We start from the raw sequence: 19,547 nt of genomic DNA, 5'->3' as shown, positions 1-19,547 counted from the left end.
CAGCCGCGTCCCGCCTCCGACCAGCCGCGCCCCCGCGTCGGCGAACACCGGCGGCCACGTACCATGGGCGCATGTCCTTCCTCCGCCGCCGCAGCTCCGCCACCCCCGCGGGCCCGGACTTCGACGTCCTGGCCATGGATCCCGGTGACTGGCCCGGCAATCTCGGCGCGGGCCTGCTGCCCGCCCCCGACGGCAGCTGCCAGGGCGTCTTCCTGCGCTACGACCTGTTCGGTGGCCGCGGCCCCGCAATGATCATCGGTAACCTCCCCGAGGGTTCGCCCGCGCGCGAGACCGCCGAGGGCGAGGTCCCCTTCGAGGTGGCCCAGCTGCTCCTCGCCCTGGAGAACGAGGAGGACATCACGGTCGTCTCCACGGAAGACATGCCGGTGATGCAGGGCGACAACCTCCTCATCGTGCGCCGCCTGAAGCTGTCGGAGAGCCGCATCTCGTGCGTGCAGTTCGACCGCAGTGACAATGTCCTGGTGACCATCGCCGCCTGGGACCGGCCGATCACCGACGATCTGTACGCGCTCCTGAAGCCGCTGCCCGCGGAGCTCTTCCAGCAGGGTTGACCAGCCCCGGAAGGCCCCCAGCGCGCCCCACCCCGCACTTTCCGTCCAAGCGCCGCCCCGTTCCGTCCAAGGAGCGGGGCGGTTTTCCGTCTTGCCAGGCCAGTCATCGGACTTTTAACGTGACCGGTCATGACTCAGGGGATCTCGAAAAGGACCACGGTGAAGTCCGCCCTCGGCGGTGTTGCCGCCCTGGCAGCCGGTGACGGTGGGCTCGCCGACGCCGTGGCAGCCCAGGAGTCGCGCAGCGACACCTCGGATGAATCGCTGCTCTGGTACGCCGCTCCCGCCGAGGACTGGGAGCGTGAGGCCCTGCCCATCGGCAACGGCGCCCTCGGCGCCATGGTCTTCGGCACCCTCACCTGCGAACGCCTCCAGTTCAACGAGAAGACCCTGTGGACCGGCGGCCCCGGTTCGAGCGAGGGGTACGACTTCGGCAACTGGCGGACCCCGAGGTCCGGCGCCCTCGACGCCGTGCGCGAGGAACTCGCGGGGAAAGGCAGGCTCGGCCCCGACGCCGTCGCGACGGAACTCGGGCAGCCCCGCCGCGGCTACGGCGCCCACCAGACCTTCGGCGACCTGCACATCGACGTGCCCGGCGCCCCGGCCGCGCCGGACGCCGCCTACCGCCGTGCCCTCGACCTCGGCCAGGGCCTCGCGACCGTCACGTACCGCCGCGAACAGGTGCGCCACCAGCGGGAGTTCTTCGCCTCGTACCCCCACAAGGTGATCGTCGGCCGGCTCTCCGCCGACCGCGCCGCCCAGGTCACCTGCACCCTGCGCTACAGCTCGCCCCGCGCCGACTTCACCGCGGAGGCGGACGGCGACCGGATCACCGTACGCGGTGAACTCGCCGACAACGCCCTGAAGTTCGAGGCCCAGCTGCGCGTCAGGCACCAGGGCGGTACACGCGTCGCGCACGGCGACGGCAGTGTCACGGTGACCGGTGCCGACCACGTCTGGTTCGTCCTCGCCGCGGGCACCGACTACGCGGACACCTACCCCCGCTACCGGGGCGAGGACCCGCACCGGGCCGTCACCCGCGCCGTCGACCAGGCGGTCGAGGCGGGCCACCGCACCCTGCGGGCCCGCCATCTGCGCGACCACGGTGCCCTGTTCGGCCGCGTCGCCCTCCACCTGGGCCAGTCGCTCCCCGCCGACGACCCCGCCGACGTCCCCACCGACCGGCTGCTCAAGCGGTACGGGGGAGCGGGAAGCGCCGCCGGCGACCGCGCCCTGGAAGCCCTCTACTTCCAGTACGGGCGCTATCTCCTCATCGCCTCCTCGCGCGCGGGCTCGTTACCCGCGAACCTGCAAGGCGTGTGGAACAAGAGCACCATGCCGCCCTGGTCGGCGGACTACCACACCAACATCAACCTCCAGATGAACTACTGGCCCGCCGAGGCCGCCAACCTGGCCGAGACCACCGTCCCGTACGACCGTTTCGTACAGGCCCTGCGCGCGCCCGGGCGCCGGACGGCCAAGGAGATGTTCGGCAGCCGCGGCTGGGTGGCGCACAACGAGGCCAACCCCTACGGCTTCACCGGGGTCCACGACTGGGCGACCGCCTTCTGGTTCCCCGAGGCCGCCGCCTGGCTCACCGCGCAGCTCTACGAGCACTACCGCTTCGGCGGCTCCACGGCCTACCTGCGCTCCACCGCCTACCCGGCGATGAAGGAAGCCGCCGAGTTCTGGCTCGACAACCTCCGCGCCGATCCGCGCGACGGCACGCTGATCGCCACGCCCAGCTACTCGCCCGAGCACGGGGACTTCACCGCCGGTGGCGCCATGGCCCAGCAGATCGTCCACGACCTGCTCACCAACACCCTCGAAGCCGCGCGCGTACTCGGCGACTCGGCGAGCTTCCGCGCCGAACTGGAGAAGGCCCTCGGCAAGCTCGACCCCGGCCTGCGAATCGGCTCCTGGGGCCAGCTCCAGGAGTGGAAGGCGGACCTCGACGACAGGACCGACGAACACCGGCACGTCTCCCACCTCTACGCCCTGCACCCCGGCCGGCAGATCGAGCCCGGCGGCAAGTGGGCCGAGGCGGCGAAAGTCTCGCTCACCGCGCGCGGCGACGGCGGCACCGGCTGGTCCAAGGCCTGGAAGATCAACTTCTGGGCGCGGCTGCGGGACGGCGACCACGCGCACAAGATGCTCGGCGAGCAGCTGAAGTCCTCCACGCTGCCCAACCTCTGGGACACCCACCCGCCCTTCCAGATCGACGGCAACTTCGGCGCGACCTCCGGCATCGTCGAGATGCTCCTCCAAAGCCAGCACGACACGATCGAGATCCTGCCCGCCCTGCCCGCGAGCTGGCCCGACGGCTCGGTGCGCGGACTGCGGGCCCGCGGCGGCACGACCGTAGACATCACCTGGGCGTCGGGCCGCGCCGTCCGCGTCGTCCTCAAGGCGACGCGCACCCGCGAGCTCACCGTGTGCAGCACGCTGTTCGAGACCGGCACGCGTACCGGCACGCGCACCGGCACGAAGACGTTCAGGGCGAGGGCCGGGGCGCGTTACGTCTTCGACTAGCGTCGGCATCAAGAACGCGGAAACGGGATCCGGCATCGGGCCGGAGTCGCCGAGTCGCCGGGCCGCGACCACGCGGCGCCCGCCGCCCGCCCCGGACACACGCCGGGACCGGAACCGCACCCAGGCGGCCCCGGTCCCGACCCCGCTCATGGCGTCGTCACGACGCCGAGCGCACCACCTGTACGTCCGCCGCCCGCACATACCCGATGCGGTGCCCGTACTGGATGACGTAGTACATGTCCTTGCCGCGCACCACCTTGTGCCCGGCGGTGTCGAACGTCGAGGCGTAGTAGTACTCGCCCGGCACCTTGTCGCCGATCACGTACTTCTGGCCCGCCAGGATCTTGTACGGCAGCGGCGAGACCGCCTGGACGGGCACGCCCGCCGGGTAGGCCTCCTTCTCCGGATACGCCCGCCCGTACACCGGTACCTCCGTCGCGCCCTTCTTCGGCGTCACCACGAACCCCTTCGCGTCGAGGGCCGTGGGCTGCTTCCCCGGGTTCTTGAACCAGGCCTTCTGGCCGAGGTACCAGACGGCGGTCCAGTCGCCCTGACGGCCGGCGACCGCGTACTGCTGACCGGTGGAGAGCCGCGCCCCGACGTCGTTCACGTCGATGGTGGAGTCCTGCCCGCCCGGCCGCTTGCCGATGTCCTTGATCAGCGGCGCGTCGTCACGCGGCTCGGTGTGGACGCGTACCGCCGCCGAACCGTGCGGCACACACGTGTCGGCGGGCTTGCCGCAGCCCGTGTACTGCGGCCGGTTCTTCGCGTACTCGGGCGCCACCGTCACCAGGCCGCCCTTCGGGCCCGCCGTGCGGTGGAACGGCTTGCCGAGCAGCGTGAAGTAGTGCTGCCAGTCCCAGTACGGGCCCGGGTCCGTGTGCATCCCCCGGATCGTGGACGAGACCGTGCCCTGGACGTTGTCGTGGCCGAGGATGTGCTGGCGGTCCAGGGGGATGTCGTACTTCTTGGCGAGGTACTTCACCAGCCGCGCCGACGCGCGGTACATCGCCTCCGTGTACCAGGTGTCGGGAGCGGTGAGGAAACCTTCATGCTCCAGGCCGATCGACTTGGCGTTGACGTACCAGTTGCCCGCGTGCCAGGCGACGTCCTTGGCCTTCACGTGCTGGGCGATATGGCCGTCCGTGGAGCGCAGGGTGTACTGCCACGACACGTAGGTCGGGTCCTGCACCATGTTCAGGACGCCCTCCCACCGGCCCTCGGTGTCATGGACGATGATCGAGTCGATGCTCTGGCTCTTGGGCCGGTCCGCCAGGTCGTGGTTGCCGTAGTCGGGGTTGCCGGCCGGGTCCTTGAACTCCTCGTACGGCGCCGGGATCCACTCGCAGGACACCGTCTTCGGGCACTCCGTGTCACCGGGGGCCGCCTTGCGCAGCCCCATGCTCCTCAGCTGCGCCGCGTCGGTCCGCAGGCCGGGCTCCGGCGCCAGCACCACACGCTGACCCGCGTCCGTCGTCCGCCGCGCACCGTCGCGGATCACCGCGAACACGTCATTGGCGTACGTCGCCGCCGTCGCCTCGTCGTCCGCCCCGGAGAAACGGGCGATCGCGCCGTACCAGTCGGCGGGGTCCGCGCTCAGTGGCTTGCCGAGCCTCTTCTGGGCGGCGGCGAGCAGGGCGGCGCCGCCCTGCACGTTCGCGGCGGCGTCGGTGCGCAGCTCCTCGGCGGGCAGACCGGTCAGCCCGGCCGCGCGCGGCAGCGTCTTGAGCCGTGCGGGAAGCTCGGACTCCGAAGGCACGGCGGGCGCCTTCGCCTTGGGCGGCGGCATCGGGCGTGAGGTGTCGCCGCGCGGATCCTCCTCGCCCTCGCTGTGGTGCGGGGCCGAGGCCAGGGCGGTGCGCGCGTCGGTGAGGTGCATGGGGCCGTAGCCGCCGGTGACGCTGGCCGCGCCGCCGTGCGCGTCCCAGCGGGACTGGAGATACGAGACGCCGAGCAGCACGCTCTGCGGTACGCGGTACTCCTCGGAGGCGGACGCGAAGGCGTCCTGCAACTGGATGTCGTCGGATGCCTGTCGCTGAGCGCCGGACGACGGGGCCGCGCCGAGCAGCGGCACCAGCAGACCGGCCGACGCGAGGGCGCCCGCCGTCCTGATGGTGCGTCTGCGCGCCGACGAGGTACGGGCGGCGGATCCTCGCAATGCAGCCTCCTGGGGCTCCTTGGCCGATGAAGCGTGGCGGGGCGTGCGGGGCCGGGCGTGCGTCAGTGGTACCGGCTCTCCGACGATCCGTCAATCATGCCCAGGAGAACGGACTTCGCATGTCAGTGACGGTCCCGGCGGGTCACGCCCGTACTTTCGCCGGGGCAGGCCCCACCGCCTGCGACGCGTCAGTGGCGTGGACCAATGGGGGGCACGGGATACACCTGTTCGGGGGAGTGGGGTTCGGGGGGAGCGGAACCGGCACGGGCATAGGCCGGTGTGGCTTTCCCGAGGGCATAGACCAGAGGCATACGAAGGTCCGCGGTACGCCACTGTTCTCGGCGCACCGCGGACCTTGTTCCCCTCAGCGAGTACCGACCGCCGCTCGCACGGCCCGGCGGGCCAGCTGACAGTCGTCGTGCAGCCGCCTGAGCAGCAGCCGCTGTTCCTCGCCGGTCGGCGCGGCACCGGTCGGGGCCGGGCCCGGTGCCGCCGGGGCCGATTCGTGCATCGAACGCTGCACGGCCGTCTCGTAGTGCCGGATCTCGCGGGTCAGGACCAGCATGAGATTGACCAGGAACGCGTCGCGTGCCGCGGGGCCCGCGAGCTGAGCCTGCTGACTGATCTCGCGCCGCGCCACCGGGTCGTCCCCGAGGACCGCCCACAGCGTCGCCAGGTCGTACCCCGGCAGATACCACCCCGCGTGCTCCCAGTCGACCAGGACGGGCCCGGCAGGCGAGAGCAGGATGTTGGACAGCAGTGCGTCGCCGTGACAGAACTGCCACATCGCCTCGGGACCCTCGCCGTGGTGAACCGCCGAGTGCGCGATGCCGTGCAGCAGCTTCTGCAGGTCGCCCATGTCACGGTCCGTCAGCAGGCCCAGCTCATGGAAGCGGGAGATCCGCCTGCCGTACTCCAGCGGCCTGCCGAACATCTCCGCGGGCGGCCGCCACTGGTTCAGGCGCAGGACGGAGCCGAGCGCCGCCCGGATGTCCGCCCGCGGCGGGGCCTCGACGGGATGCCGTTGCAGTGCCGCCGCCCGCCCGGGCATCCGCTCGATCACCAGCGTGCAGTCCTCGGGATCGGCGGCGATCAGCCGGGGCGCCCGGACCGGCGGCCGGTGCCGGACGAACGAGCGGTATGCCGCTATTTCGTGCCGGAGCCGATCGGCCCACAGCGGGGAGTGGTCCAGTAAACACTTGGCGACGGCCGCGCCGCGCCCCGCCGTACCGACCAGCAGGACGGTACGGCCGCTTCGGCGGAGCACCTGCACGGGGTTGAACTCGGGGCAGATGCGGTGCACCGAAGCGATCGCGGTGCGCAGTTGCGCCCCTTGGGGGCCGGAGAGGTCGAGTCTCCCGCTGAGCGGTTGCGCGCCGGGTCCCGGCGCGCGACGCGTCCGTCCGGCGCCGAGCTGCGCGGCAGCGGGCCGCACCGGCTCCAGATAGGGGCCGCTCCCCGCGGTGGGGGGCACCTCGCGGCCCCGGGGAACCGGGGGGCGCGGGCGGAGCGGCCGGGGCGGGGCGGACACGGAGGACGATGCTGCGTACATGGGCGATACAGATCCCTTCGTGTGCCTGTGGATTCGCGTGCGCCCTCCCGCCCCGATCGCGTCGGGATCACCCTGGGGAGTGCCTTGCGGCGACCGGGTCGGGGTGGCGCACTCCTACCTGACACCCGGCGTCCCCTGGCACACCATGTGGCGCACCCTGGCGAACCCTGGCGAATAGTCGCTCAGCAACTGACAGCCGGTTACTGTCAACTCAGCCGAGAACCTGGGGGCTTGACGTGAACGGACAACCCAACACCCGCCTGGCGGATCTGTTCGGCCTCGCCGGCTGGTCCAAGGGCGAGCTCGCGAGACTGGTGAACCGGCAGGCGGCGGCCATGGGCCACCCCCAGCTGGCCACCGACACCTCGCGGGTGCGGCGGTGGATCGACATGGGGGAGATCCCGCGCGATCCGGTGCCCCGGGTGCTGGCTGTTCTGTTCACCGAGCGTCTCGGCCGTGTCGTGACCACTGAGGATCTGGGTCTGGTCCGGCACGGGCGCACCGGGAAGCGGCGTGGCGACGGGAGTGCGGAGCACCCCGACGGCGTGCCGTGGGCGCCCGAGCGGACAGCCGCGGTCCTCACCGAATTCACGGGAATGGACCTCATGCTCAACCGACGCGGCTTGGTGGGCGCGGGCGCCGCGCTTGCCGCAGGCTCCGCACTCAGCAGCGCCATGCACGACTGGCTGCACACCGATCCGGCCCTCGCGGCCGACGCCCCCCGTATCCACGACCCCCTGCACGCCGACCCCGCCGGGTTCGACCGCTATGAGGCCGCCCCCATCGGGTCCCAGGAGATCGAGGAACTGGAGCGCTCCGTCGAAGTGTTCCGCGCCTGGGACGCGGCCCGCGGCGGGGGACTCCAGCGCAAGGCCGTGGTGGGCCAGCTCAACGAAGTGGGCGGCATCCTCGCCTATCGTCACCCCGACCATCTCCAGCGGCGCCTGTGGGGCGTCGCCGCCAACCTCGCCGTCCTCGCGGGCTGGATGTCGCACGATGTCGGCCTTGAGCCCACGGCCCAGAAGTACTTCGTCATCGCCGCCCACGCGGCCCGCGAGGGCGGTGACCGTCCCCGCGCGGGCGAGGCCCTCTCCCGCGCCGCCCGCCAGATGGTCCACCTGGGCAAGCCGGACGACGCCCTGGACCTGATGAAGCTCGCCAAGTCGGGAGCGGGCGAGGAGGCCCTGCCCCGCACCAAGGCGATGCTGTACACCATCGAGGCCTGGGCGCAGGCATCGATGGGACGCGGCCAGGCCATGCGGCGCACGCTCGGCCTGGCCGAGGACCTCTTCGTCTCGGACAAGGGGGACGTGCCGCCGCCGAGCTGGATGCAGATGTTCGACGAGGCGGACCTGCACGGCATGCAGGCCCTCGCCTACCGCACCCTCGCCGACCACGAACCGGCCGCGGCCACCATCGCGCAGCGGCACGCCAAGGAGGCCATCGAGCTGCGGACCAAAGGCCACGACCGGTCGCAGATCTTCGACTACCTCTCGCTGGCGTCGGCGTGCTTCATCGCAGATGACCCCGAACAGGCCGACCGTTACGCGCGCCTTGCGCTGGTGTCGATGGGGTCCAACTCCTCGCACCGCACCTGGGACCGGCTGCGCGAGATGTACCGGCTGACGGGGCAGTACGCCGGCTATCCGAAGATCCAGGACCTGCGCGAGGAGATCAAGCTCGCGCTGCCGAAGGGGACGAAGGGGGCGAGGGGGGCGGGCAGAACGGCCAGGGCGTAACGCACGACACGCAATTCCGGAGGGTCAACACCGGGCGATCAACAGGCAGGCGTCGTCCTCGCGCGGACTCCCGCCGAACTCCTCGACGACCGTCCGCACACAGTCCTCGGCCGTGCGCGCCTCGGTGAGGCGGGGGGCGAGGGAGAGCAGCAGGTCCGCCGCCGCGTCCCTGTCATGGCGTGGCACGAGACCATCGGTGTGCAGTAACAACAGGTCTCCGGGACGGAGTTGCTCCTCGGCCTGCTCGTACGCCGCTTCGGGCGCGGCTCCGAGGAGCGCGCCGGCCGGTGGCCTGAGCGAGCGCCCTGTCCCGTCGCGGAACAGCAGCGGGGCGGGGTGTCCGGCCTGCGCCCAGGTGAGCAGCCGGGTGGTGGGGTCGTAGCGGCAGCAGATCGCGCTGCCGAGGGCGGACCGGACCGTGGTGTCGAGGAGGCCGTTGAGCCGGCCCATCAGCCGGCCGGGCATGGCTCCCGCGACCGCCATGCCGCGCACCGCGCCGAGCAGCATCGCCATGCCGGTGGTGGCGGCGACGCCGTTCCCGGTGAGGTCGCCCACGCTCAGCAAAGCGTGGCCGTCGGGCAGTTCCATCGCGTCGTACCAGTCGCCGCCTATGAGCGCGCCGACCGAGGAGGGGAGGTAATGGGCGGCGAGGTCGAGCCGGGCGGGGCCGCCGTGCGCGAAGCGCAGCGAGCCGCGCCAGGGCGGCAGGACCGCCTCCTGGAGTTCGACGGCGAGCCGGTGCTCGGCCTGCTCGATCTCGCGGCGGCGGCGCAGCGACTCGTGGGTCTCGCGCAGCACGCGCCGGCTGCGGCGCAGTTCGCTGACGTCCCGCAGGACCGCCCACATGGAGGCGGTGGAGCCGTCGGCGGCGAGCACGGGCTCGCCCATCATGTGCACGTGGCGCACGTCCCCGCCGGGGCGCACGATGCGGAACTCGCCGTCGATGGGCTTCCCGTCGACCAGGCAGTCCGTGACCATCGCGGTCAGCAGGGGCTGGTCGTCGGTGTGTACGAGGGAGGGTAGTTCGTCGAGGGAGAGCGGGGGAGCCGCGGGATCGCGGCCGAGGATCTGGTAGAGCTCGCAGGACCAGCTGGCCTCGTCGGTGAGGAGGTTCCACTCGGCGCTGCCCACCCGGCTCAGGAGTGAACCCCGGCGCGGGTCGGTGGCTCCGGGCGCGGGCGGCAGCCCGGGCTCGCCGCCCGCCCGAGGCGGCCCCTCCCTCAGCTGGGCCAGGTGGTCGTCGACGTCGTCGAGCTGGTGCACGGCCAGCTCGCACAGGGCTCTCTGCCAGCGCCCCGCCGGGTCTGACCGGTCGGCAACGGCTTCACGCCGTACGGCGTCCACCTCGCCGCGGAGTCGGCGCGTCTGCGAGATCAGCGCGTCGACCGTGCCGCGCTCGGGCGGCTGGGCGGCGGCGTGGTCCGCGAAGACATGGGAGGGCATGGGTTGCTCCGGTGAGGGTGCGGTGCGACCAGCTTGACGGGTGGTGGACCGCTCATGACTTTCGCACAGCAGAGGGGGGCTCGTAAGGGATTTGGCAACACCCGACGCGGTGGTGCTTATGGCATATGCCTTTGTCCTGCGGATATGCGGACCCAGGGGCGCGAGTCTATGGGTGAACGGTGAAAAGCGCGTAGGCGAAGCGGGCGGAACATGGCGCTCCTGTGGGGGAGTTGAGGTCGTGAGGTGTCCGGTCCGGCTACGACGGCTGAATTGCCCCGGCCGACTCGGTGCCTCAAGGACGCAGATACCGAATGACCGCGAGTACCCGCCGATTGTGATCGTGAGACGCGGGCAGCCCGAGTTTCTCGAAGACCGCCGCCACGTGTTTCTCCACCGTGCCCGCCGACACGAAGGGCCTGGGCGATCGCCGCGTTGGAGCGGCCCTGAGCCACCAAGGAGAGCACCTCGCGCTCCCGGTCGGTGAGCGGCGCCAGTTCGGCCGCGCGGTGGCCCGCGCCCGCCAGCTGCATGACGACCTCGGGGTCGAGCGCGGTGCCGCCCGCCGCGACCCGCTCCAGCGCGTCCGTGAACTCCGCGACGTTCGCCACCCGGTCCTTGAGCAGATGGCCGACGCCCGCCGAGCCCGCCGCGAGCAGGCGCCTGGCGTACTTCGTCTCCCCTCACGCGTCCCGGGGCCGGCAGCCGCCCGCCCACCGCGAGCACCGCGGCCGTGTACAGGCACAGCACCGCGAACCCGGCCCACGGGGTGAGCATGTCCGGCACCGGCTCGGCGACCGCGAGGGAGTTGGCGGCGATCACGGTCGGGAAGTACCGCCCGACCGCCGGCCCCAGACGCCCCCGATCACCGCGGGCAGCACGAACGTGACGCCGACGAGCACCGCGACGGCGCTCGCGGTGTGCCCCGTGATGGCAACTACACCGATCCCGATGGGCCCGGTCATCGCCAGGTACGCGCCGGACATCAGCACCGCCGGCAACACTCCGGGGTCTCCGAGCGAGGAGCTCGGCACCCCGTCGGCCATCGCCGCGCGCCCCGCGAAGAACGTCACGAACCCGGCGGACTCGCCGAGCGCCAGGGCGAGCCCGCCGTACACAGGCGGGGGCTTCCGTCCGGGTGCCGGGCGTCAGTGGGCGATCCCGTCGATCAGTTCCCGGGCGCCCTGGCGCAGCAGCGCGACGGCCACGGACGTGCCGAGGGTCGCCGGGTCGAGCGGCCCCGCCCACTCGTGGGCGTTGAGCACCGTCTTGCCGTCGGGCGTGAACACGCAGGCGCGCAGCGACAGGTCACCGCCGCGCTCCGAGCGTGCGTACCCGGCGATGGGTGAATTGCAGTGCCCCTGGAGCACATGCAGGAACATGCGCTCGGCGGTCGCCTCCCGCCAGGCGTCCTTGTCGCCGAGGCCCGTGACCGCGTCGATGGTCGTGGTGTCGTCCTCGCGGCACTGGAGGGCGAGAATCCCGGCGCCGATCGGCGGGCACATCGTCTCCACCGACAGGACCTCACTGGCCAGGTCGGGGCGGCCGATGCGCTCAAGGCCGGACTGGGCGAGCAGCAGGGCGTCGGCGTCGCCCGCGGCGAGCTTCTCCAGGCGGCGTCCCGCGTTGCCGCGCATCGGCACGCACTCCAACTCCGGGCGCGAGGCGGCGAGTTGGGCGCGGCGGCGCACCGAGGAGGTGCCGATGCGGGTCCCCGCGGGCAGCTCGTCGAGGGTGAGTCCGTCCGGGTGGATGAGTGCGTCCCGGATGTCGTCCCGCTTGAGGAACGCGGCGAACGTCGTCCCGGCGGGCAGTGGCCGGTCCGCCGGCACGTCCTTGACGCAGTGCACCGCGAGGTCCGCCTCGCCCGCGAGCAGCGCGGCGTCCACCTCCTTGGTGAAGGCCCCCTTGCCGCCGAGGCGGGCCAGGTCGCCCATCCAGCGGTCGCCGGAGGTCGTGACCGGCACGACCTCGGTACGGATGCCGGGGTGCAGCGTCGCGAGCTCGGCGCGGACGCGCTCCACCTGGGCCAGGGCCATGGGGGAGGAGCGGGAGACGATGCGGATCAGCTCAGGAACGGACATGCGCCCCACGATAGGGGCTCGGCGGCGACGGCTCTGACGGACGTCCAACTGATCAAAGGACAGTGTGTGCGGGGCAGTTGCCACGTGAGTCGGATCGGCGGCCAGGGAGCATGGCGAGTGACTGCGGGCTGCCGCGCACGCTGGAGGCAGGTCAAGGGCGCCGCCTCGGGCGCGGCCCGAGGCCCCACTCCGTATACGAGTCCCCCCGCTCTCCGCATGCGTGGCCCCGGCCCGCCTCATAGCGTGAAGTGGACGAAGCCGCGGCCGAGCGCCGCCCCCGCCCCTGGGAGGCCCCATGTCCACCCCCGCCGCGCCGGAGCACCGGGCGATCGGTCTCGCGCCGATGACGGCCACCCATCTGGCCGACGTTTTGGCCCTCGGCCGCCACGTCTACGACACGTCCGTGAAGCCCTACACGTCCTGGTCGCTCTCGGCTATCGCGAGGCACCTGGACAGCGAGGCGGCCGCCTGCTGGGTGGCGCTGGACGGGGAGCGGCTCGCCGGGTTCGTGCTCGGCTCGATGGGGTTCGACCAGCGCGGCGACTGGGGCAACCTGGAGTGGATCGCGAGCGCCCCCGAGTACCAGGGGCAGGGCGTCGCGAGCCGCCTGGTGAAGGCCTGCTGCGCGACGCTCACCGAAGCGGGCGCGAGCGCCGTGGTGACCGACGTCGAGTCCCAAAACACCGCGTCGGCCGCGTTGATGCGGAGCAACGGCTTCGAGGCGAGCGTGTCGGTGACCTTGTTCGTACGCGAGACGCCCCCGTAGCCGGGGCGGCCCCGCACGTCGGCCGCGCCGCGATTGCTTGGCCCGTGTGCGAGGTGACAGCCCGGGTGCGTGAGTGGGCTCGGCTGCCCCTGCGCGTACCGCGATGTGGTTGCGTCCGTAGGGGGTGCCCTGGCATACGGGTGAGCGGGCCGGTGCACTCTGCCCCCGGCCGGCGCCCGCGCGGAGCGCGCTGGAGGCGACGGCGGGGCGGCGTCGGACGGGGCGGTCACCCCGAGGTTGCTCGCCGTGCCGAGGTGACCGGCCGGCGCTGGGGGGGGATGGCCCTGCGCGGCACGGAGTGAGCGGGCCGGGGCCCGCCCCCGCCGGCGTCCGCACGGAGTGCACCGGACGGCGGCGGGGGCGGGCGTGGCCGTCAGGCCGCGTGGTCCGCCGCGACGAGCAGCGCGCCCATGCGTTCCCGTGCGCGCGCCACCCGCGAACGTACGGTGCCGATCGGACAGCCGACGGCGGCCGCCGCGTCCGCGTAAGGAAGCCCCGCGAGCTGAGTGAGCACGAACGCCTCACGGCGCGGCCCGTCGAGCGTCTCCAGGAGGTCGAGCAGCGCCACGCCCTCCTCGAAACCGGGCAGACCGCGCGGCTGCGCGCGCTCCGCGGCCGCCTGCCAGTCGGAGGTGTCGGCGATCCGCGGCCGGGCCGCCGCCGAGCGGAAGCGGTCGGCGACGGTGCGGCGCGCGATGGCCAGCAGCCACGTACGGGCACAGGAGCGGGCGGCGTACCCGCGCAGCGCGGTCAGGGCGCGCAGATACGTCTCCTGCGTCAGGTCGTCGGCGGCGTGCAGGTCGCCGCTGAGGTGGGCCACGAAGCGCCAGACGTCACGCCGGGTGGCACGCGCGAACCGTTCGAACGCCGCGGTGTCGCCGTCACGGGCCGCGAGCGCCCACTCGGTGATCAGATCGTCACGGTCCGGCTCGGCCACACGGGTGGGCCCGGGGCGCAAGAGGGCAGGAGTCATCGCAGAAGGTCCTTCGGTGAAGGGAGTTCGAGGAGCGGCGCGAACGCCGAAGATCCGCCCGGCACCTTGAGGTGCGGGCGGTGTCAGGAACTGACCGGAAGGACCGGCGGACCTCTGCGCGAGACGGCGTACTGCAGCAGGACCCCGCGCAGCCGTGGCACGGGCGCCGGCGCGCCGACGTGTGGCGGCGCCGGAGGCAGCGCGGCGACGAGGAGCGTCAGGGCGAGCCGCAGCGGGACGAACACGGCCGCGGCGAGGGCGCGTCCGGTGCGGAACGCGGCGGCCTCGCCGCGCCACAGCCACAGAGCGCAGATCAGCGCGGCGGCCAGGTGGGCGAGGAACATGCCGAAGCCGCTGTGCCCGAAGACGGACATCACCCAACGGGACAGGGCCTCGTCGGACAGGGCGGCCGAGGCGGCGTCGGAGGACGGCATCCCCGTCGGCGTCGGCACCGGCATCGGTGGCGGCATCGCATGGTGCATGTGGTTCATGCCGTCGCCCCCGCCGGGCGGCGCCCCGTGCGTGCCCGGTGCGCCGCGCCCGCTGGGGCCCGCGCCCGCCCGCTGCGCCAGGCCGAACAGTTCGTGCAGGGCCAGCTGCGCCGCGACCGTCGCGCCAGTGACCGCCGACGCGCCGCGCTCGCGCCCGGTCAGCCACCACGCGGCGGCTGTCGTGGCGGCGAAGGCGTAGCCCACCGCCCCCCAGGGCAGCGTGGCGCCGGACATGAGGACGTGTCCGAAGGCCGTCGTCACCACGCACAGGGCCGCGAACACGGCGGCTCGTGCGAGGCGGAACGCGGGCCCGGACGTCATGGGGAGCATGGTGCCAGGCGCGCGGGCACCGCCGGGCGGCGAGTCCCGGACTTGGCCCGAGCGCACTTCACCGTACCGGGAGCGCAAGCCCCGAGGGGTGTGACGAATACGGACTGTAAATCGCTTGACGCGCTACGTGTCCGCGGAAAACGATCTCTCCCAGTGGTCGGCATTGCCGAACTGTGTTCGCACGCCGACTGCTGTGTCAAGCGACTGCTGTGTCAAGCACCACCCGTGTCAAGCACCACCCGTGTCAAGCACCACCTGTGTCAAGCACCACCGAACGATGGGAACCGCCATGCATCTGCGTCACGCCGTCCGGTCCTTGATGACCGCCGCGGCCGCCCTCGCCCTCGGCGTCGCGTGCCTCACCGCCCCGGCGTCCGCTACCGCCCCCTCCACCACGCGGGCCTCGCTCCTCGACATACCACCCCGCGGTGCCAACGACTGGTCCTGCAAGCCCGACCGGGCCCACCCGCAGCCGGTCGTACTGGTCAACGGCACGTTCAAGCTGATGGCGGAGAACTGGGCCGTCCTCTCGCCGAAGCTGAAGCGGGCGGGCTACTGCGTCTTCGCGTTCAACTACGGGAACATGGCGACCGACCCGGTCGCGAGCTCCGCCGTCGAGCTGAAGGACTTCGTCGAGGCCGTGCGCGGCGCGACGGGCGCGGCGAAGGTCGACCTCGTCGGCCACAGCCAGGGCGGCATGATGCCGCGCTACTACGTGAAGTTCCTCGGCGGGGCGGACACGGTGGACGACCTGATCGGCATCGTGCCGTCCAACCACGGCACGACCAACCCGCTGGCCAAGCCCCTCGGCGACACCGTCTGCCCGGCCTGCACCGACCAGATCACGGGATCCGACCTGCTGACGAGACTCAACGCGGGGACGCAGACCCCGCCCGGCCCCGACTACACGGTCGTGACCACGCGCTACGACGAGGTCGTGGTCCCGTACACGAACGCCTTGTTGAGCGGACCGAAGGAGCACGTCACCAACGTCGTCCTCCAGGACCGCTGCCCGCTCGACCCGTTCCTGCACGACCAGGCCACCAAGGACCCGGTCGTCGCCCAGTGGGTGCTCGACGCGCTGGGCCGCAAGGGCCCGGCCGACGCGGCCTTCCAGCCCAGATGCGTCTAGCGCGGGGAGCGCACGCCTGATGGCGCCCGGCCCGGACCGTACGGGCGAAGGTCCGCTTGCGGCCCGGGCCGGGTGGTCGTTCTCATGCCGCGGCTCCTAGGACCGGTCGCCCGCCCCCGCGTCCTGCCCGTCGAGCGACTCGGCCGCTTCCCGGGGCCCGGGAACCCGCGCGGCCCCGGCGGCGGCGCTCTCCCGCCGCCGCGCGAGGACACCGCCCACGAAGCCCGCCATCGGCTGTGTGTACCGCGCGGTCAGCGGCCCGACGATCACCAGGATCAGGACGTACGCCGTGGCCAGCGGGCCGAGCGACGGCTCGATGCCGGCGGCGACCGCGAGCCCCGCGATGACGATGGAGAACTCGCCCCGCGCCACCAGCGCGCCGCCCGCCCGCCAGCGGCCCCTGACGGAGATGCCCGCGCGGCGGGCCGCCCAGTAACCGGTCGCGATCTTCGTCAGGGCGGTGACGACGGCGAGCGCGAGAGCCGGAAGCAGCACCGGCGGGATGCTCGCCGGATCGGTGTGCAGCCCGAAGAAGACGAAGAAGACGGCGGCGAACAGGTCCCGCAGCGGCGCGAGCAGCGCGTGCGCGCCCTCGGCGACCTCACCGGAGAGCGCGATGCCGACGAGGAACGCGCCGACGGCGGCGGACACCTGGAGCTGCTGCGCGATCCCCGCGACGAGGATGGTCAGACCGAGCACGACGAGGAGCAGCTTCTCGGGGTCGTCGCTCGATACGAAGCGGGAGATGAGCCGTCCGTAGCGCACCGCGAGGAAGAGCACGAGTCCGGCCGCGCCGAGCGCGATGGCGAGGGTCAGACTGCCCGCGGCCCAGCCGACGCCCGCCAGCAGGGCGGTGATGATGGGCAGATAGACGGCCATCGCCAGGTCTTCGAGGACGAGGATGCTGAGGATGACCGGGGTCTCGCGGTTGCCGAGCCGGCCGAGGTCGCCGAGGACCTTGGCGATGACGCCGGACGACGAGATCCATGTGACGCCGGCGAGTACGACGGCGGCGACCGGACCCCAGCCCATGAGCAGCGCGGCGATCGCGCCGGGCAGGGCGTTCAGCGTGCAGTCGACCAGGCCGGCCGGATACTGCGTCTTGAGATTGCTGACGAGGTCGCTGGCGGTGTATTCGAGCCCCAGCATCAACAGCAGCAGAATGACGCCGATCTCGGCGCCGATGGCGACGAACTCCTCGCTCGCGCCGAGCGGCAGCAGTCCGCCCTCGCCGAACGCGAGGCCCGCGAGCAGATACAGCGGTATCGGCGAGAACTGGAAACGCCCCGCGAACCGGCCGAGCAGGCCGAGAGCGAGGATGATCGCGCCGAACTCGATGAGGAAGACAGCGGAGTGCACGCGATCACTCCCGACCGAGTATCGCCGCGGCGCTCTCCACGCCTTCGCGCGTGCCGATCACGATGAGCGTGTCCCCGCCCGCCAGCCGGAAGTCGGGGGCGGGCGACGGGATGGCGTCGGCCCGCCGCAGCACCGCCACGATCGAGACCCCGGTCTCGGTCCGCATCCGGGTCTCCCCGAGCAGCCGCCCGTTCCAGTGCGAGGTGGCCGACAGGAGCACCCGCTCCGCGACCAGCCCCAGATCGGTGGTGTGCAGCAGATTGGGGCTGTGGTGCGAGGGCATCAGCGCGTCGATCAGCGCGTCCGCCTCCCCCGAACTCAGCCGCAGGGACAGCGCGCACTCGTCCGGATCGTCGGAACGGTACGCGCTCAGCGTCCGCGCACCGTCCCGGTGCGCGACGACCGACAGGCGCCGCTGTTCTCGGGTCGTCAGGTCGTACCGGATGCCGATGCCTGGCAGCGGCGTACGGCTGAGACGTGATGCGGGCACAGCTTTCCCCTCGTGCGATAGGTGATCATCCCGGGGTGTCACCCTATCGGGGTCAAGTCATGGCAAAATCACACAGACGTACGGCGGGCAAGGACCGTCTCCACGGTGTCCGCCTGCTCCGGCGGTTTGTCCTCGCGGTAGCGCACGACTCGGGCGAAGCGGAGTGTGACGCCGGCCGGGTAGCGGGTGGATCGTTGCAGGCCGTCGTAGGCGATCTCGACGACGAGTTCGGGACGCACCTCCACGACGTTGCCGTTGTCGCTGACCGCCAGCTCCTGAAGGCGCTTGGTCTGCCAGGCGAGCATCGCGTCCGTCATGCCCTTGAACGTCTTGCCCAGCATCGCGTACGTCCCGTCCGGCCGCCGCGCGCCCAGGTGGAGGTTGGAGAGCTTGCCGGTGCGGCGGCCGTGACCCCACTCGGCGGCGAGCACCACCAGGTCAAGGGTGTGCACCGGCTTGACCTTCAGCCAGGACGCGCCCCGCCGCCCCGCGTTGTACGGGGCGTCGAGCGACTTCAGCACGACCCCCTCGTGACCGCGTGCGAGCGTCGCCTCGAAGAATTCCCGGGCCGCGCCGCGCGCCTCCTCGTCAGCGGGGTCGTCCACCACCGCGCGCCGTACGCGCATCGGCTCGGGCACCAGTGCGGCGAGCTCCGCGTGCCGCTCGGTGAACGGCAGGTCGAGCAGGTCCCGTCCCTCCACGGACAGGGCGTCGAAGAAGACGGGCGACAGGGGCAGCCCGGCCGCCGCCGCCTCGACGTCGACGCGTGACCCGACGCGTCCGGCGATGTCCTGGAACGGCCGGGGGCGCCCGGTGCCGTCGAGGGCGATGACCTCCCCGTCCAGGATGAAGTGCTCCCCTTCGAGCCCGCGCGCGGCGGCCGTCAGCTCGGGCAGCCGGTCGGTGATGTCGTCCAGGGTCCGGGTGTAGACGCGTACGTCGCCCCCGCTGCGATGGACCTGTACCCGGATGCCGTCCAGCTTCTCCTCGACCGCGCACGCACCCAGCTTGTCGATGCCCTCGGCGACCGACGCGGCGCCGTGCGCGAGCATCGGAAGCAGGGGCCGCCCCACGGTCAGCCGGAACTCGTCCAGCGCCTGAGGGCCACGCTCCAGCAGCGCTTCGGCGACCGGGCTGATGGCGCCGGCGAGCATCACCGAGCGCCGTACCGCGTCCGCCGGGATGTCCGTGGCCACCGCGAGGCCCTCCACGGCGACCGCGTCCAGGGCGCCCTGCCGGACCTCACCGGTGAGCAGTCCGAACAGGAACCGTTGCTCGTCCTCGGTGGCGGACCCCATCAAATCGCCGATCAGGCGCTTGCGTTCCGCCTGGGAACCGGTGCCGGAGACCGCGCCGATCGCCGTGAGCGCCGCGTCCACGCCGCGTACCGTCAGCGACGGTTCGGCGGCGGGCGGCCCCGCGTCCCTGAGGGTGCTCCAGCCGATGCCGAGCCGCCCCTGCGGCAGCCGTCCCGCCAGATAGGGGATGACGATCGGTACGTCCTCCGGCTCCGCCGCCCGGAACAACTCGGCGAGCAGGGCGATCTTCCGCGACCGCGCGGAGGTGGCGGCCACTTCCTTGGACACGTGGGCGAGCCGAGCCAGCAGCATGGGCCCATCCTGCAACGGGGCGGGGCGGGGCGCACGGTCGGCGGGGCCGCGACGCGGGCCACGTGACCGCTGTTGCGCGAAGACACGTGTGTACTCCGCTGTGACGGGCACATGAACCGACACATGGACGCATACATGGACGGGCTCATCGACAGACGTGACGGCCGCACCGCCGCCGGGGGCCGGATGCGGGGAGAGTGGCACAGGTCACACAGATCCCTTGACGCGATGCCGTAATGGCACCCCCCGCCACGGGGTCGTAAGGGCACAGGGGTCCGCGGGAGCGAGCGGGGCCCCGAGAACTGGAAGAAACGCAGAA

15 protein-coding genes and 1 pseudogene are annotated in these 19,547 nt (G+C 72.3%); 5 read left to right on the top strand and 11 right to left on the bottom strand.

Going from position 1 to position 19,547, the window contains the following annotated elements:
* Positions 1 to 71 precede the first annotated feature (71 nt).
* Together ACOBQB_RS01820 and ACOBQB_RS01815 are read left to right on the top strand one after the other, a co-directional pair.
* Positions 72 to 572: a hypothetical protein gene (locus ACOBQB_RS01820; RefSeq protein WP_423588236.1), complete on the top strand. Its 501-nt coding sequence runs from the start codon at positions 72 to 74 to the stop codon at positions 570 to 572.
* Positions 573 to 701: 129 nt separating this feature from the next.
* A complete protein-coding gene (locus ACOBQB_RS01815; protein WP_423588235.1) occupies positions 702 to 3,104 on the top strand; it encodes a glycoside hydrolase family 95 protein in 2,403 nt (800 codons plus the stop codon).
* Between the two features lie 157 nt (positions 3,105 to 3,261).
* Here ACOBQB_RS01815 and ACOBQB_RS01810 read toward each other — a convergent pair whose 3' ends face one another.
* Positions 3,262 to 5,262, bottom strand: coding sequence for an N-acetylmuramoyl-L-alanine amidase (locus ACOBQB_RS01810; RefSeq protein WP_423588234.1), 2,001 nt, complete (start codon positions 5,260 to 5,262; stop codon positions 3,262 to 3,264).
* A 364-nt stretch (positions 5,263 to 5,626) separates the two neighbouring features.
* Entirely contained in the window at positions 5,627 to 6,814 is a 1,188-nt protein-coding gene (locus ACOBQB_RS01805) for an aminoglycoside phosphotransferase family protein (protein ID WP_423588232.1), read from the bottom strand.
* A 236-nt stretch (positions 6,815 to 7,050) separates the two neighbouring features.
* Here ACOBQB_RS01805 and ACOBQB_RS01800 point away from each other — a divergent pair, with 236 nt between their 5' ends.
* On the top strand, positions 7,051 to 8,553 hold the full coding sequence (locus ACOBQB_RS01800; protein WP_423588230.1) for a hypothetical protein: 1,503 nt from the start codon (positions 7,051 to 7,053) through the stop codon (positions 8,551 to 8,553).
* A gap of 24 nt (positions 8,554 to 8,577) precedes the next feature.
* On the opposite strand, the gene ACOBQB_RS01795 is transcribed toward ACOBQB_RS01800, so the two are convergent.
* The 4 genes and pseudogenes from ACOBQB_RS01795 to hemC form a co-directional block, all read right to left on the bottom strand.
* A complete protein-coding gene (locus ACOBQB_RS01795) occupies positions 8,578 to 9,996 on the bottom strand; it encodes a PP2C family protein-serine/threonine phosphatase (protein ID WP_423588228.1) in 1,419 nt (472 codons plus the stop codon).
* 292 nt (positions 9,997 to 10,288) lie between these two features.
* Positions 10,289 to 10,673: pseudogene (locus ACOBQB_RS01790) on the bottom strand (response regulator transcription factor); the annotation flags it as partial.
* Between the two features lie 138 nt (positions 10,674 to 10,811).
* On the bottom strand, positions 10,812 to 11,111 hold the full coding sequence (locus tag ACOBQB_RS01785) for a hypothetical protein (protein WP_423588226.1): 300 nt from the start codon (positions 11,109 to 11,111) through the stop codon (positions 10,812 to 10,814).
* Between the two features lie 30 nt (positions 11,112 to 11,141).
* On the bottom strand, positions 11,142 to 12,077 hold the full coding sequence (gene hemC, locus ACOBQB_RS01780) for a hydroxymethylbilane synthase (protein WP_423588224.1): 936 nt from the start codon (positions 12,075 to 12,077) through the stop codon (positions 11,142 to 11,144).
* A 295-nt stretch (positions 12,078 to 12,372) separates the two neighbouring features.
* Between hemC and ACOBQB_RS01775 the strand changes: the two genes are divergently transcribed.
* Positions 12,373 to 12,843 (top strand): GNAT family N-acetyltransferase, encoded by a 471-nt coding sequence (locus ACOBQB_RS01775; RefSeq protein ID WP_423588222.1) that lies wholly within the window; start codon positions 12,373 to 12,375, stop codon positions 12,841 to 12,843.
* Between the two features lie 373 nt (positions 12,844 to 13,216).
* Here the strand turns inward: ACOBQB_RS01775 and ACOBQB_RS01770 are convergent, their stop codons facing one another.
* Both ACOBQB_RS01770 and ACOBQB_RS01765 read right to left on the bottom strand, forming a co-directional pair.
* Positions 13,217 to 13,816 carry a sigma-70 family RNA polymerase sigma factor gene (locus tag ACOBQB_RS01770; protein WP_423588220.1) on the bottom strand — a complete coding sequence of 200 codons (600 nt, stop codon included), beginning with the start codon at positions 13,814 to 13,816 and terminating at the stop codon, positions 13,217 to 13,219.
* 83 nt (positions 13,817 to 13,899) lie between these two features.
* A complete protein-coding gene (locus tag ACOBQB_RS01765) occupies positions 13,900 to 14,628 on the bottom strand; it encodes a hypothetical protein (protein ID WP_423588218.1) in 729 nt (242 codons plus the stop codon).
* Positions 14,629 to 14,926: 298 nt separating this feature from the next.
* Between ACOBQB_RS01765 and ACOBQB_RS01760 the strand changes: the two genes are divergently transcribed.
* Entirely contained in the window at positions 14,927 to 15,769 is an 843-nt protein-coding gene (locus ACOBQB_RS01760; RefSeq protein ID WP_423588217.1) for an alpha/beta fold hydrolase, read from the top strand.
* Positions 15,770 to 15,865: 96 nt separating this feature from the next.
* On the opposite strand, the gene ACOBQB_RS01755 is transcribed toward ACOBQB_RS01760, so the two are convergent.
* From ACOBQB_RS01755 to ACOBQB_RS01745, 3 genes are all read right to left on the bottom strand, one after another.
* Complete coding sequence (locus ACOBQB_RS01755; RefSeq protein ID WP_423588215.1) at positions 15,866 to 17,128, bottom strand: cation:proton antiporter; 1,263 nt, start codon at positions 17,126 to 17,128, stop codon at positions 15,866 to 15,868.
* A 4-nt stretch (positions 17,129 to 17,132) separates the two neighbouring features.
* Complete coding sequence (locus ACOBQB_RS01750; RefSeq protein WP_423588214.1) at positions 17,133 to 17,618, bottom strand: cation:proton antiporter regulatory subunit; 486 nt, start codon at positions 17,616 to 17,618, stop codon at positions 17,133 to 17,135.
* A 68-nt stretch (positions 17,619 to 17,686) separates the two neighbouring features.
* Positions 17,687 to 19,228: an ATP-dependent DNA ligase gene (locus ACOBQB_RS01745; RefSeq protein WP_423588212.1), complete on the bottom strand. Its 1,542-nt coding sequence runs from the start codon at positions 19,226 to 19,228 to the stop codon at positions 17,687 to 17,689.
* Positions 19,229 to 19,547: the final 319 nt, after the last annotated feature.

It is taken from the genome of Streptomyces sp. G5(2025), assembly GCF_049542075.1.
GTDB lineage: Bacteria > Actinomycetota > Actinomycetes > Streptomycetales > Streptomycetaceae > Streptomyces.
This window is presented reverse-complemented; position numbering and strand designations above follow the sequence as displayed.